We start from the raw sequence: 13,710 nt of genomic DNA, 5'->3' as shown, positions 1-13,710 counted from the left end.
AATGTTCACAACCATCTCTTCAACACCCCTCGATCAGCCGATTGTGGCATGGCTTTCCCATCAGCGCGCTCTTGGCCGCCGCTATTACCCGGAGGAAAGGGTTCTGGTGTCCTTGCGTGAATTTATCAGCCGCACCCCTGGACAGGATCTTGACCGTGCAAGCTTTGATCGGTGGTGTGCCACATTCCCTCATCTGGCAAGCAATACCCTGCGATATCGCCAGCGCGTTGTCCGCATGTTCTGCCTGTATCGACGGCGAAAGGAGCCGGGCTGTTTGTCCCCGATCCCTTGTACTTCGCACGCCCTCAGCCTCATCGACGTCCCGTCATCGTCGAGCCTGGGCAAATAGCCGAAATGCTGACGGCCGCTAACAATATGTCCGTCGCGTCAGGATCGCCACTGCGGCCCGCAATCTATAGGATGGCCGTCATTCTGCTGTACACGACCGGGATGCGTCGCGGCGAATTGTTACGCCTTACGCTGGCAGACTGTGAGCCTGAAAGTGGAGTGTTACGGGTTCGGGAGTCCAAGTTCCACAAATCAAGAATATTGCCGCTGTCGCCCGACGCACATGCCGAATTGTGTAGCTACCTTCGAAAACGTCTCGCCCCGCCGTTCAGCAGGGATCCCGACACGCCACTTCTTATCAACACGGAAGGCGGTCTTCGTTCCTATACTGGCACTGGGATCAGTGGCGGAATCCATGCCCTGTTCAAGGCCGCAAATGTTGAGGATAGCGAGGGCCGACGGCCTCGCATTCACGATCTGAGGCACAGCTTTGCAGTCGGCGCGCTCATCCGTTGGTATCTGGACGGCGCCGATGTGCAATCGAATTTGCCGAAGCTGGCTCTCTACATGGGTCACGTTAGCATCGCGTCGACGGCATGTTATCTGCACTTCCTTCCGAAGCTGAGAGCAATCGCCAGCGACCGGTTTGAAGAGGCCTTCGGCGGCCTCGTCAGCGAGGTTGTGGCATGAAGAAACATCAATCCACCGCGTTGGGCCGAAGCATGGCACGCTTCTTTCAAGAATATCTTCCCGCTCTCCGCGGCATGAGCCATCATACGATCCAAAGCTATCGCGACACGATGGTCCTGTTCCTGCGATTTGCAGCGGCAGAGACCAATGGATCCGTTGAAAGCATCGACGTCTCCGACATCAATGCCGACAGGATCGGCAGCTTTCTCACGTCACTTGAGGTCGAGCGTGGCAACAGCATTGCGACCCGTAATGCAAGGCTGGCGGCGATGCATACCTTTGCGCGGTTCCTGATCTCGGAGCATCCCGAATACATGGATACCCTGCAACTGGTGGTGACACTTCCCTTCAAGAGGGGCGCGCGGGTGGCACCTGTCGAATATCTCGAAGAGCCCGAAATCAAGAGCGTCCTGGCGCGTATCGACCGCCGCACGCCTTCTGGACAGCGGGATTACGCGCTGTTCTCCCTGATGTTCAATACGGGTGCACGAGTTCAGGAAATCCTGAATCTTCGCATTTGTGACCTTCGTCTGGTATCGCCTTGTCAGGTGCGCTTGCACGGCAAAGGCAACAAGGTTCGCCTCTGCCCGATCTGGCGAAACACGGCCCAACTTCTTCAGGAGTTGATCAACACGCTGCACCCGCCCTCAGATAATCCCGCCGAGCAAAAAGTCTTTCTCAACGACCGCGGCACACCGTTGACCCGATTCGGTGTTCGATACTTGCTAAGCAAATATGTTGATATGGCTGCGCGGGAAGAAACCACCCTGGCGGAAAAAAGCATCCATCCCCACTCGCTGCGGCACACGACGGCCATCCACCTTCTCAAGGCGGGCGTTGACATTGCCACCATCAGTCAATGGCTCGGCCACTCGGGGCTGAACGTGACGATGCGCTACGCGCGGGCCGATATCGATATGAAGCGGCAAGCGCTCGAACAGGTCTTTCCCGACGTAATGTCATCGGTAAAGGATCAGACGATCATCGCGTATGATGGCGGGATGTTGGGCTGGCTGCGCCGCTTGTAGGCGCTCAGTTATGTGGAGTGGTATCGTGGGAAAATCGCGCAGTTGCAGGCTCTTGCCGTGTCAGCTCCATATCTCTGCGCAGTGCACGTTAGTCGAGGATGAGAAGATCGAACTTGTCGAGCTTTGCGATGGCGGCTTCGAGCTGAAGCTCCCTCCGCGCGACCTGAAGCTTCTGGACGAGATCGGTCGTGCGGGTGAAGAGCACGCGCCAGCCGTTCTCGATTAGCGCGAGGCCGACGGCTGCGGCGAGATGGCTCTTTCCGCCGCCGGGCGGACCGAACATCAGGATATTGGCGCCTTTGGCGAGCCAGCTATCGCCGGCTGCAATCGCCATGACCTGGGCCTTGGAGACCATGGGAACAGCGTCGAAGGCGAAGCTGTCGAGCGTCTTTCCGGGTGGCAGGTGGGCCTCGGCGAGGTGTCTTTCGATCCTGCGATGGGCGCGTTCGGCCAATTCATGCTCGGCGATGGCCGAGAGGAAACGGGCAGCAGGCCATCCTTCCCGATCGGCCTGCTCGGCAAATTGGTGCCAGAACGTCTTGATCGTCGGCAGCCTCAGTTCGTTGAGCATGATGCCGAGGCGGGCTTCATCGACTGTGTGGATGTTGCTCTTCATGCGACCTCTCCCGCATAGGCCGTGCCGATCAGGGCTTCATAACCATTGAGCGACGCGAGTTGCACATGAACGATCGGCAACTGATCCGGGTCCGGGCTGAAGACCGCTCTCAAAGCCGCCAGATCAGGCAGTTTGTGGGCGTCGAGCGTTTTGGCAAGCTCCTCGGCCAGTTCACGCTCGCAACTGCGATCGTGAGCCAAGGCAAGCAGTTCCACGGTGATCTTGCAAGCCTGCCGCTCGGGCAGTTGCTCGATGAGCGCGTCGAAAGTCCTGCGATATTCCGGCCTGGGGAAGAGCTTGTCGCGATAGACGAGCCCCAAAAGCGCCATCGGCTTTTTGCGCAGGGAATGAATGACGTGATGATAGTTGACGACTTGATCGTGCTTGCCACTCGCATGGGCGCGGCCTCGGGGTAATGTCAGCAGATGCGTGCCGCCGATGAAGACGTCGAGGCGATCGTCGAACAGACGCACCCGCAGCCGGTGGCCAATCAGACGGGAAGGCACGGTGTAGAAGACCTTGCGCAAGGCGAAGCCGCCGGTGCTCGATACGGTGACGATGACCTCTTCGAAGTCGGTGGTGCGACGATCGGGAAGAGCTTGCAGATGCGTGCGCTCGGCATCGATGCGCTTGCCATGTGCGGCATTGCGGCGGCTGACGATCTCATCGATGAAGGCGCGATAGGATCCGAGGTCGCCAAAGTCCCTGGTTCCGCGCATCAGCAGAGCATCGCGGATCGCATTCTTGAGATGGCCGTGGGAACTTTCGATCGAGCCGTTCTCGTGCGCGACGCCCTTGTTGTTGCGCGTCGGCGTCATGCGATAATGGGCGCACAGTTCGTCGTAGCGATGCGTCAGATCGACCTTGGCGTCGGCATCGAGGTTGCGGAAGGCGGCCGATAAGCTGTCGCTGCGATGATAGAGCGGCGAACCGCCAACCGACCACAGGGCGTTCTGCAGCCCCTCGGCCAGAGCGACGAAGCTCTCTCCACCCAGGATGACATGGGCATGCTCGAAGCCCGACCAGACCAGCCGGAAGTGATAAAGCAGATGATCGAGCGATTGGCCGGCGATCGTCACGCCGAGGCTGCCCATGTCGGTAAAATCCGACAGTCCTAACCGACCGGGTTCGTGCATCTGACGGAAGATCACTTCCTGCTCCTGACCGTGAACAGCCCGCCATGATCGGATACGACGCTCAATCGTACGGCGAACACCTTCTGACAGCTCTGGATGACGCCGCAGCATCTCGTTGTAAACGGCGACCGCTCGGATGCCGGGCGCGGCCTTGAGGAGCGGAACAACCTCGGCGTCGAAGATGTGCTCAAGGGGATCGGGGCGACGCCGGTCGCGCGGCGGCTTGGTCTGCGATGGAAGACGCGCATCCTTCTCGATGCGGTAAGCCGTCGCCCAGCTGATCGACGCCTTGGCGGCAGCGACCTCAATGGGGTTGTTTTGTCGGTACTTCATAAAAAGCCTCGTCTGATGATCGGTTACATGGCGACCCGGCACAAAGGTGATTCTCCATTCTCAGAAAATCACCGACGCTACCGGGCCAACCGCGATCATGAGACGCCGAAAAATTGCGCCGCGGCGGGGGTGTAACTCCAGTCGGGCTACGCCCTCCCTTCGTCACACCCCCGCCGCCGAGTCTCATCCTGATTGACGCTGAGTCTCACCTTGTTTGTCGCCGCGCACTTGCCCATCACATCACGCGCGAACGGGTGCAGAGGAATCTGTTGAGGATTCCGCAGCGCTCGGCCGCCGGGGTGGATGGTCAGACGGTGAAGGCGGCGAAGGAGAGCTTTGGAGAATGGATAGAGCCGATGCTCCAATCCATTCACCGCCAGGGATATCGCGCGCCGGCAGTGCGGCGCGTTTACATCCCCAAGCCCGGCAAGACGGAGAAGCGCCCGCTCGGGGTGCCAACTGTTTCGGACCGGGCGCTTCAGCGCAGCACAGCTGAGGTGCTGTCGGCGATCTACGAGCAGGACTTCTTGCCCTGCTCGTTCGGCGGCAGGCCGCATCTTAGCGCTCATCATGCCCTGTCGACCCTCAACGAGGCAATCTGCGGCGGCCGGACGAGCTGGGTGCTGGAGGCGGACTTGAAGGACTATTTTGGGAGTCTGTCGCATGAGTGGCTGCTCCGGTTTGTCGAGCATCGAGTCGGGGATCCGCGCGTGATCAGCTTGATCAGGCGCTGGCTGAAAGCAGGCGTCCTTGAGGACGGGGCTGTCCACCCGAGTGATGAAGGAACTCCTCAAGGAGGGTCGATCAGCGTTTTGCTGAGCAACGTTTATCTCCATTATGTGCTCGACCTCTGGTTCGAGCGCGTGGTGAAGGTCCAGCTCAAGGGCGAAGCCCGGCTGGTGCGTTATATCGACGACTTCGTGATCTGTTTCCAACATCAATCGGATGCGCTCCGCGTCGAGGACGCTCTCCGTCATCGTTTGGGGAAGTTTGGCCCCATATAACAGCGTTGCCACACGGCCGCCGGCAACATCTCGCCGATCGCCTTCTTCAATCCGGCATGATCGTCCAAGACGACGAATTCCACGCCGTGCAGATGGCGCTGCTTCAGCTTGGCCAGGAAGTCCTTCCAACTCGAGTGGCTCTCACGGTTGGCCAGGTCGACCGCCAACACCTGGCGCCGGTCCTCGAGATCGACCCCGATGGCGATCAGAACCGCGTGCGAGACGATCACCCCGGCCTCGCGCACCTTCTCATAGCGGGCGTCCAAAATCAGATAGGGAAACGATTCATCGGCCAGCGACCGCTCGGCAAAGCGGGCCAGCTCCGTGTCCATCCGCTTGTTGATCTCGCTGATGGCCGAGGCGGAGAAGGCGTGCCCGCACAGCTCCTCGGTGATCGCCTTGACCTTGCGCGTCGACACGCCCTGCACATACATCCGCGCCAACGCCCCACCAGCGCCTTCTCCGAGCGCTGATAACGCTCAAACAGCCGCGTCGAAAAACGCCCGTCGCGATCCTGCGGTACCTGTAGCTCCAGTGTCCCCACCCGGGTCACCAAGGAGCGCGGGTAATAACCGGCCCGATAACCCAGCCGCGACACGCTCCGCTCGCCTTTCTCCGCCCCGACGGCCATCGTCATCTCCGCCTCAAGCGTCGCGTCCACAATCGCTGCCACCATCGTCCGAAGATAGTCCGCGTCCTGCTCCAGCAGCGCTTTCATGTCGATCGTTCCCGAATTAACCTGCGTCTTGGTCATGGCATGCGCCCTCCTTGGGTTTGGTGACTTCGACATCACCAGCGTGCCATGATCGCCGGAGCTTCTCAGCCCCTTTTTGCAGAAGATTCAGTACACCATCGGAACCGGTCATCGACGTTTACCCTAGGGGGCGTTCAGGAATGCTGAAGTCGTTATGTCAAGGGCGTCGCGGCTTCAGCTTTACAAGTGTGGATTGGCCTGCTGCCGGTTTCGTGGACACCGAGATAAAGAGCTCCTCCTGAAATCGGCGAGTATGAATGCAAAGACGAATATTCAACCGCGAGTACAAACTTGAAGCGGTGAAGCTGGGTCAGGGAACGCGGGGTCACTGTTGCTCAGGCGGCACGATGACCTTGAGAGTCGGACTCGAAAAGAGTTCAATGGTAACAATACCTTGCGAGACGTCTAGTGATGAGGCGGATATGGGCGATCATGATCCATGCCTCGGCTGAAGCGATGGATTTTTCGACGTCCTTCGCCAATCTCCGGCACCTTCCAAGCCATGCAAATGTTCGCTCGACGACCCAACGGCGTGGTAGCACTTCGAAGCCTTTGGTCTTGTCGCTGCGCTTGATGATTTCGACCGTGAAGCGACCGACCTTCTTCAGCTTCCGTTTCAATTTGTCGCCCGCATAGCCACCGTCGGCGAAAACATGCAGCAACCATGGCCATCTGTGACAAATGGATTTCAGTAAATCGGGAGCGCCATCGCGGTCCTGGATATCGGCGCTGTGAACCATGAGGCCAACCAGCAGGCCGAGTGTGTCGACGACGATATGGCGCTTGCGGCCCTTGATCTTTTTGCCGGCGTCGTAACCTCGAATGCCGCCGCTTTCGGTGGTTTTGACGCTTTGGCTGTCGATCACGCCTGCCGTAGGACTGGCCTCTTTGCCTTCCAGTTCGCGCGCCGCCATCACTAGATGGTGGTTGATGCGGGCCCAAAGCCCAATACCCCGCCACGCATAGAAGTATCGCTGAACCGTCGAGCACGGCGGAAAGTCCTTTGGCAGCATCCGCCATTGGCAGCCGGTCGAGGCGATATACAAAAGCGCATTCATGACCTCACGCAGCACCGTTGTTCGCGGTCGCCCAAGTCGACGGGGCGCAGGTAGGAGCGGCTCGACAATTCGCCATTCTCTATCCGTCATATCGCTTGCATAGCGTGCTGCTCGCCGGGCATATTGCCGACGGGTGGTTTCGGTCCAGGCCATCGTGAACTCCATCGAATCTTCGCAAATCCGAAGGAATCACAACCTGTTGAAATCACCCACTTCTTTTTGAGGCAGCCTCTTAGCTCGACTTTGTACATTATGCAGCGAAGCAAAGTGCTTGTGTCATCCGCTTGAGGCGGCTTGGTTGAGTTTCAGGAATGTCCGGGTCTGGCGGGTACTGTCGATAAATATCCTGATCCCACAGGATCATGCGAACCGCACCGATGGCATCGGAGAAGGTGAACTCTGTTTTCTTGTACCAGGCGGCGGCATAGGGAATGACGCCATGACCGAGCAGATCGCATGCCCAGAGTGTGACGAGGCTGTAGAGCGCCAGCAGCGACGGGGTCGTGCGCATGATGGCTTTGTCGTTCCACTGCCGTTGGGTTTCCACGCCAAGATGCGCTCGCGTTTCGGCGAAGGTGACCTCGATCTGCCAGCGCCGAACGAAATAGGCAATGATCTGAGCGGGCTCAAGGTTGACGTTGGTGCTCATGAACGCCTGGGGTTCACGACGGCCTGATGGATCGCGAACGAGAACCCAGCGAATTGGTCTTGGGGGCGTTCCACGCCGATACCAGAGGCCGGTTCCTGATGTGACATCAAGGGTTTTGTCGGTTTGCTTGCCGTACCAGGACGATGCGACGATGCGCTGCCACTCGGTCTTTGCGTCTTTGAGGAGCGTTTTCAGTTTCGGCAATGGCCTGCCTTTTTGCGCCGGTCGCCCGAGCGTATGTTCGTGCCGTTGATCTGGTGGAGCAAAGAGACTGGCATCCAGACGCAACCGCGTGATGAGAGTGGCCGTGTCGGGAAGAGCCGCAGCCAGTGTATGAACGGCAAAGCTGCTATCGCCGACAAAGATGATTTCGCGGCCCGGCAGCCAGCGGCAAAGCTGCAAGACGCCTTGCCTTGCCCAATCAGTCAGCAGCTTGTGCTTTCGGCCCTTCTTCTGATCATGGCGCTCAGAGGGACACAGGATCGTCAGCACCGGCAGGGCTTTAATACATTTTGCCCATGGGACAGGTGAAAGAACAATGAAGCTCAACCATCTCAAGCCGCTGGCCTTGACAAAGTGGCCATGGCTGGAGCGCACCGGGTCACGATAAATTCCACGCGCGGCGATGCGTTGGCCCCAACGCCGTTCGATTGTATCATCCATGCCAATCACGACAGGGCCCTCGGGCACGAGCCGGGCAACAATGACGGACAGCAGACGGGCCGCCAACGTGCGAGGGTTCCAGCGGGCTCGGTTGAGGAGCTGATGATAGGCGGCAAAATTACTTACCTCCGCGCGTCCGGTGATGCGCAGGCAGGCCGTCACCGTTCGCTTGCCAGGCGAAAGGAGCGCACCCATCACCAGGACCAGCAGATGCTCCCAGCTTGGCGCGGTAAACCAGAAACGAAACGGCGACAGCCATTTGCGAAGGATGTGGGGGACCGCATCTCCCGGCTCACGGCTACGATCATGTTGTTCGCTCATCCATTCGTTCGAATCCGATCAAACGAATGGCGCAAGGCCGGGACCCTGCGGCGAATTGATTCACCCAGGGCTGCTCAGATGCCCCCGAAATCACCACCGATTTTGTACAAAGTCGAGCTAAGACCCAAGCTAACGCTCTGGCGCCCAGCAGTAATGAGAGATCGATAACTCGCAGGGGTGCAAACCGATCCCCTTCTCGGGCTTGATTCCGAACTGGAAGCTCTTGTTTGGCTCAATCGAGGAGCAGCCTATCCTCTGCCGGCCCTTGGCTCGGCTTTTCTTTTCTGATGCGATCATCATGCATGGCAAAATTTGATCTCCTAAGGCACGGGTGACTGGCTGGGCGGGCAACGAAATTTTTCCTTCAATGTCAAACCATCGCCGAAGCGGTAGTGAGGTGACCCTTCATAACGCCTCTGATTCAACTTCCATAGTCTCGCAGTTGGTTGTTTGACAAATTGAGAAGAAGAGCACCGCCATTCAGAGTCCACAAATCGCGTCCCGATTTCATTGCGGCCGCATCAATGACCATTCGTCGCTCAGATGACAAAATTGAGTAATTCAGAAAGAAAGAGACAGGCGGCGCCGCGCAGAGCTGCCACGTCTTCGCTATCGCCAAAAGCAAGAGCAATCTCCTCACCCGGTCGATGGAACACCAATTCTCGAAAGCTCCCTTCAATGAGATTGAGCATCGTCTTTCCTCCGAGCACGATATCCCCATGAAGAACAATGCAATCGGGCGCCATCAATTGCTGAAGATTCGCCAATCCAACCGAAATGTTGAATGCATACTGTTGAAGTAGTTCCTTTGCGCCCTTGACGCCGCCACCGGCCAAAGTCACCAAACGGCCAGCATTCAACATGTGAGGTTTCGGCACCCCCCTGGCTTTTGCCTCATCCCTTAACCACCTCAAGCTGGCGATTGTTTCCCAACATCCGCGTCGGCCGCATTGGCACACATGGCCATGGAGTTGTACGGTCGTATGGCCGATTTCGCCGCCTGCTCCCGCAGATCCTCGATAAAGATGTCCATTAAGGTATAGTGCGCCACCCAAAGCCTCACCGATGTAGACCGCCGCAAATGTTCTCCGGCCACGTCCTTGCCCAAACCAACGATCGCCAACGCGGAAAGCTCTGGTATCCTGATCGACACACACATGTACCCCAAATCTTTTCGACAACTCTGGTCCCACCGGAAATCCGTCAAGATATGGGGCGAGACTGACATTCACAATCGAACCGGTCTCCGTATTGATCATTCCTGCAACCGCAACACCGATGCCTAAAATCGGCAAGTTAGCAGATGCGATGGTCTCTTCCACACAGGTGCTGACAATCCGAAATGCGTCGGAGGCGTCTGCTAGATCTGTGGGGAAATCGGTGGCACGCTGTGCATAGATCTCGCCATCTAGAGAGACCAAGCACGTGCGTACGCGATTGTGCATCAGGAGAACCGCGCATATAGGCCTTGCATTCTTTGAGAACCACAACCTGGTAGCCGGTTTGCCGCCAGCCTCATTAGGAGGCACCACCTCTCCTTCCGCGAGGATCCCCTGATTGATTAAGGGCTGCACAATTCCGCCGATAGTAGCTCGATTTACACCGGTGAATCGTGCCAGATCCGCTCTGCTAGTCGCCCCCATATCGTACAAGGCCTGGAGCAGCCGGCCCCGATTTGCAGGCCCTAAGGTCCCGGTTGAAATCAGCTTCTGGGCCGGCATACGCTTGGCGCCGTCGATCTTACAACAATTGTTAGAAGCGTCCGAACTTTCTCCAATACGTTGATTTTCCAGTCTTTTTATCATAGAATCCATCGCATCAATCCACTTATACCAGCGTGAGCGATCTCTGACTCTTTTTGAGGTTTCCAAATCAGTTGAGTTCTGAATCAATACCGCAAACGGAGGTTTGCGGATGACATCAGGAATTCCACTGCGCGATGACTTCGACGGCTTCGCTCTTCGGGCGTTGGCCAAAGGCACGAAGGATGCGGCACAGGCTCGGCGGCTTCTTGCCCTTGCCGAAATCTATGATGGCCATTCCCGCAGCGATGCGGCCAGGATCGGAGGCGTGACCCTGCAAATTGTCCGCGACTGGGTTATTCGCTTCAATGCGCGTGGCCCGTCGGGGCTCATCAATGGCAAAGCACCCGGCAATCAAGGAAAGCTTTCCGACGTGCATCGCCAGGCTTTGGCAAAGATCGTCGAAAGTGGCCCGATACCGGCGGTGCATGGCGTTGTGCGCTGGCGGCGCAAGGATCTTGCTCAATGGCTGTTCCAAGAATATCGGATATCCGTCGATGAAACGACCATTGGCCGCGAATTGAAGGCGCTCGGCTTTGCAAAGCTGTCTGCCCGCCCGCGCCATTACGCCCAGAACGAGGGTGACCTGGAGAGTTTTAAAAAAACTTCCCCGCCACACTGGCAACCATCAAAGGCAGGCTCCCCAAGAACATCGAGATCGAGCTCTGGTGGGCCGACGAAGCTCGGATAGGGCAGAAGAACAAGATCACCCGACGATGGGCACGCAAGGGCACAAGGCCTTCGGCACCACTCGATCAACGCACGATGTGGACTTATATCTTCGGCGCCATCTGCCCCAAGAAGGGCAAAGGTGCGGGCCTTGTTCTTCCCTACTGCGACACCAGCGCCATGAACCAGCATTTGATCGAAATCAGCCAGGCCGTCGATGACGGCGCTCATGCCGTGCTGATCGTTGATCAGGCGGGGTGGCATGTCACGCCGAAGCTCGATGTGCCCGACAACATCACACTGCTCTTCCTGCCGCCACGCTCGCCCGAATTAAATCCCGTCGAGAACGTGTGGCAATTTCTGCGTGACAACTGGTTGTCCAACCGGATCTTCAAAGATTACGAGGACATCGTCGCCCATTGCTGCGACGCATGGAACAAGCTGGTCGCTCAGCCGTGGAAGATCATGTCGATTGGAATGCGTGACTGGGCGCACCGGTTTTGATTAGCGCTCGTTGGTATTACGGCGAAATTCGGTTGTTCGCTCTGCCTATTGACTAGCTGGGGCCAACCCGTGGCTCGCGGCGCCGGGAGAGCCTTGGGATTGTAACTGCGAATATGCGCCAGTCTTCCAGACCTCTATCGGCCCAAGCCGCGCAAGGAAATCTGTGGCCTCTTCGTTCAAGCCTCCTTCCGTCCAATGTCCTCAATTGGCGTGGGTAGTCATTAAAAAACAGTTGAAGTTTTTCTACAGGCGATTGATCCCGACGCGGTCTGCACGCAGGACTGCTTCGCAGCGTGCTGCATTCCCACATTATACATACGCCGGCACTTAAGCTGCAAATAATCAAAAAATATACTTCATAATATACTTTATTCTATGGTTGAATGCTACGCAGAGCACATAGATTATTCCACCTTTATCGGGCAGATCTGTCGGCGGCTTGCGACGTTTCATCTCGGTCTTCTCAGCGGTCCGCAATCTATTCGTCGCACCGCAACAGAAACGCTCAGCCCTAGCCACCCACATTCATCGGATCCGCGCAATGGCGCAGTGGAAAGCCGTGACCGGCGCAGCTGTATGAGTTCACAGATAAACGCCTTGTCCGCGCGTCAATGAAACAACGTGACATCGCCGCTTGATCAGTTCGAACATACCGCCCTCATTTCATGCCAGCAGGCTTTGAATTGAATCCCGAAACGCTTCTAAGGATCAGACTGGAATGTTCCTCCGGCTCCTTGTTGACCTCTTCCGTAGATCGAAAGCCCTCCTGCACGCGGACGAGATCGTAGGCCTCGCAGACCTTGGCAGCCATCTGAACGTGCAGCTCTTGGCTGTCGTCGATGTCGAACGAATGGACCACGCCGGAGCTGATCGCGAAGACCTCGTGAGGTTCGAGGCCGCTGTTGTCGATCAGCAATCCTACTGTGAACCCGGCCGCCTTTGCTTCCTGCATCAACCGTATTGATTGCAGGCTGCTCAGTGTCGTCTCGAAAATAAAGCTTTGCCGGGTTTCGATCATCTTGGCAATTTTCAGGAGTGCGGCTCTGCCAGCCTGCATGTCGGTTGATCTGCCATCGTGGCCCGAGGGTATCGCCTTGGCGATTTCATCTGCGTTGATCCAGACACCTTCGAGATCGAGCTTCGCGAACGCGGAAGATTTGCCGGAGCCATTCGGCCCTGCGAGGAGGATGCATGACAATTCCGGCATGAAGCGACTGCTACCTCACCGTCGCCGGGGGGCGATCCTTGCGCTCGGTTGTCGACCGATCCTTTGCCTCGTTCTGCCTGTCCTTGGCGGAGATCGACAAACCCATGCGACGGCTCTCGGCAAGAGCTTCCCGGCCAATCTGCTTCAGGGCTTTCTTGTTTTCGCGGTACTTCTTCAAAAGCATCGTAGATCTCCTTTCCTTGTCTCGAATATAGCGCTTCACGCCATCTGCTGCAAATTCCGCTTGTGCCAGGTTCCGCCGACAGCAACACTGGATCCAACAGGTAGCGGGAGACGGCCTTCAAGCGCCGAAGCTAGTCGTTCCATAATAGCGGCTTATGCTAAAAGAGTTTCAAACAAACCAGCGGCTTAGCTAAACCAGGGGCGACGTCACGTTATCAGCAGCTTAACGGTTGATGGATAATTCGGCTGAGATGAACTCGCCGACTCTCAGTTACAAGAACCACCGCTTTCCACCGCAGATCATCGCCCGTGCGATCTGGCTGTATTTCCGGTTCCCTTTGAGCCTGCGGCTGGTCGAGGAAATGCTGTTGGAGCGCGGCATTGTCGTGTCTGACGAAACGATACGGCGATAGAGCCGCAAATTCGGGGCGGCTTACGTCAAGCAGTTGCGCAGAAGGAAGCCGTCGCGAACGGATATCTGGCATTTGGACGAGGTCGTGATTTCCATCGGTGGCCGAAAACATTGGCTTTGGCGTGCCGTTGACCAGGACGGTTACGTCCTCGACGAGATCGTCCAAGCCCGCCGCGATACCAAAGCTGCCAAGCGATTGCTGGTCAGACTGTTGAAGAGCAAGGCCTGACGCCGAAGCGAGTCCTCCCTGCCATGCGGAGAAATTGATGGAAGCAGGTGCTATAAGGATATTCGACCATATGACAGTATTGCCGGGGATCTTGGGAAGTTCGTAGCCCAGCAGATTCACGCAGTCGAAAATTGTTCATCCAGGAAGTCGACGTCTGAATCGCT

At 57.3% G+C, this 13,710-nt stretch carries 11 protein-coding genes and 4 pseudogenes; 7 read left to right on the top strand and 8 right to left on the bottom strand.

The window, feature by feature from the left end:
- The first annotated feature begins 1 nt into the window (after position 1).
- Genes WGT02_RS30665 through WGT02_RS30655 form a run of 3 tightly spaced genes read left to right on the top strand, consistent with a single transcriptional unit; the run spans position 2 to position 2,006 of the window.
- Positions 2-349 carry a hypothetical protein gene (locus tag WGT02_RS30665; protein ID WP_208245894.1) on the top strand — a complete coding sequence of 116 codons (348 nt, stop codon included), beginning with the start codon at positions 2-4 and terminating at the stop codon, positions 347-349.
- Positions 350-354: 5 nt separating this feature from the next.
- A complete protein-coding gene (locus tag WGT02_RS30660) occupies positions 355-978 on the top strand; it encodes a tyrosine-type recombinase/integrase (protein WP_208245892.1) in 624 nt (207 codons plus the stop codon).
- Positions 975-2,006, top strand: coding sequence for a tyrosine-type recombinase/integrase (locus WGT02_RS30655; protein WP_208245891.1), 1,032 nt, complete (start codon positions 975-977; stop codon positions 2,004-2,006). The genes WGT02_RS30660 and WGT02_RS30655 overlap by 4 nt, the downstream gene beginning before the upstream one ends.
- A 91-nt stretch (positions 2,007-2,097) precedes the next feature.
- On the opposite strand, the pseudogene WGT02_RS30650 reads toward WGT02_RS30655, so the two are convergent.
- Both WGT02_RS30650 and istA read right to left on the bottom strand, forming a co-directional pair.
- Positions 2,098-2,622, bottom strand: a pseudogene (locus WGT02_RS30650) (ATP-binding protein); the annotation flags it as partial.
- Positions 2,619-4,091, bottom strand: a complete 1,473-nt coding sequence (gene istA / locus WGT02_RS30645; protein ID WP_208245890.1) for an IS21 family transposase — start codon at positions 4,089-4,091, stop codon at positions 2,619-2,621. The gene istA and the pseudogene WGT02_RS30650, both read right to left, overlap by 4 nt.
- A 356-nt stretch (positions 4,092-4,447) precedes the next feature.
- On the opposite strand from istA, the gene WGT02_RS30640 reads away from it, so the two are divergent.
- The gene (locus WGT02_RS30640; RefSeq protein ID WP_225040415.1) at positions 4,448-5,095 is read left to right on the top strand and encodes a reverse transcriptase domain-containing protein; all 648 of its coding nucleotides are present in this window, start codon (positions 4,448-4,450) and stop codon (positions 5,093-5,095) included.
- On the opposite strand, the pseudogene WGT02_RS30635 reads toward WGT02_RS30640, so the two are convergent.
- The 4 genes and pseudogenes from WGT02_RS30635 to WGT02_RS30620 all read right to left on the bottom strand — a co-directional run.
- Positions 5,089-5,849, bottom strand: a pseudogene (locus tag WGT02_RS30635) (IS256 family transposase); the annotation flags it as partial. The gene WGT02_RS30640 and the pseudogene WGT02_RS30635 overlap by 7 nt on opposite strands.
- A gap of 377 nt (positions 5,850-6,226) precedes the next feature.
- Complete coding sequence (locus WGT02_RS30630) at positions 6,227-7,060, bottom strand: IS5 family transposase (RefSeq protein WP_037070297.1); 834 nt, start codon at positions 7,058-7,060, stop codon at positions 6,227-6,229.
- A 97-nt stretch (positions 7,061-7,157) separates the two neighbouring features.
- Positions 7,158-8,540 (bottom strand): transposase, encoded by a 1,383-nt coding sequence (locus WGT02_RS30625; protein WP_208245889.1) that lies wholly within the window; start codon positions 8,538-8,540, stop codon positions 7,158-7,160.
- Between the two features lie 539 nt (positions 8,541-9,079).
- Positions 9,080-10,354, bottom strand: a complete 1,275-nt coding sequence (locus tag WGT02_RS30620; protein ID WP_208245888.1) for an ROK family protein — start codon at positions 10,352-10,354, stop codon at positions 9,080-9,082.
- Positions 10,355-10,454: 100 nt separating this feature from the next.
- Here WGT02_RS30620 and WGT02_RS30615 point away from each other — a divergent pair.
- Positions 10,455-11,515, top strand: a protein-coding gene (locus tag WGT02_RS30615; protein ID WP_208245887.1) for an IS630 family transposase whose coding sequence is annotated in 2 segments (ribosomal slippage) — positions 10,455-10,947 and positions 10,947-11,515 — 1,062 coding nt in all. Because the reading frame shifts where the segments join, the coding sequence is not laid out codon by codon here.
- Between the two features lie 424 nt (positions 11,516-11,939).
- A pseudogene (locus tag WGT02_RS30610) lies at positions 11,940-12,095 on the top strand (IS6 family transposase); the annotation flags it as partial.
- 78 nt (positions 12,096-12,173) lie between these two features.
- On the opposite strand, the gene WGT02_RS30605 reads toward WGT02_RS30610, so the two are convergent.
- Positions 12,174-12,722 carry a zeta toxin family protein gene (locus WGT02_RS30605; protein ID WP_208245886.1) on the bottom strand — a complete coding sequence of 183 codons (549 nt, stop codon included), beginning with the start codon at positions 12,720-12,722 and terminating at the stop codon, positions 12,174-12,176.
- A gap of 10 nt (positions 12,723-12,732) precedes the next feature.
- Complete coding sequence (locus WGT02_RS30600) at positions 12,733-12,906, bottom strand: hypothetical protein (protein WP_208245885.1); 174 nt, start codon at positions 12,904-12,906, stop codon at positions 12,733-12,735.
- 232 nt (positions 12,907-13,138) lie between these two features.
- Here WGT02_RS30600 and WGT02_RS30595 point away from each other — a divergent pair.
- Positions 13,139-13,563 (top strand): annotated as a pseudogene (locus tag WGT02_RS30595) (IS6 family transposase); the annotation flags it as partial.
- Positions 13,564-13,710: the final 147 nt, after the last annotated feature.

It is taken from the genome of Rhizobium sp. T1470, assembly GCF_042140505.1.
GTDB classification, from domain to species: domain Bacteria; phylum Pseudomonadota; class Alphaproteobacteria; order Rhizobiales; family Rhizobiaceae; genus Rhizobium; species Rhizobium favelukesii.
Note: the sequence above shows the minus strand (reverse complement) of the source record. Positions and strands in the feature narration are given on the sequence as shown.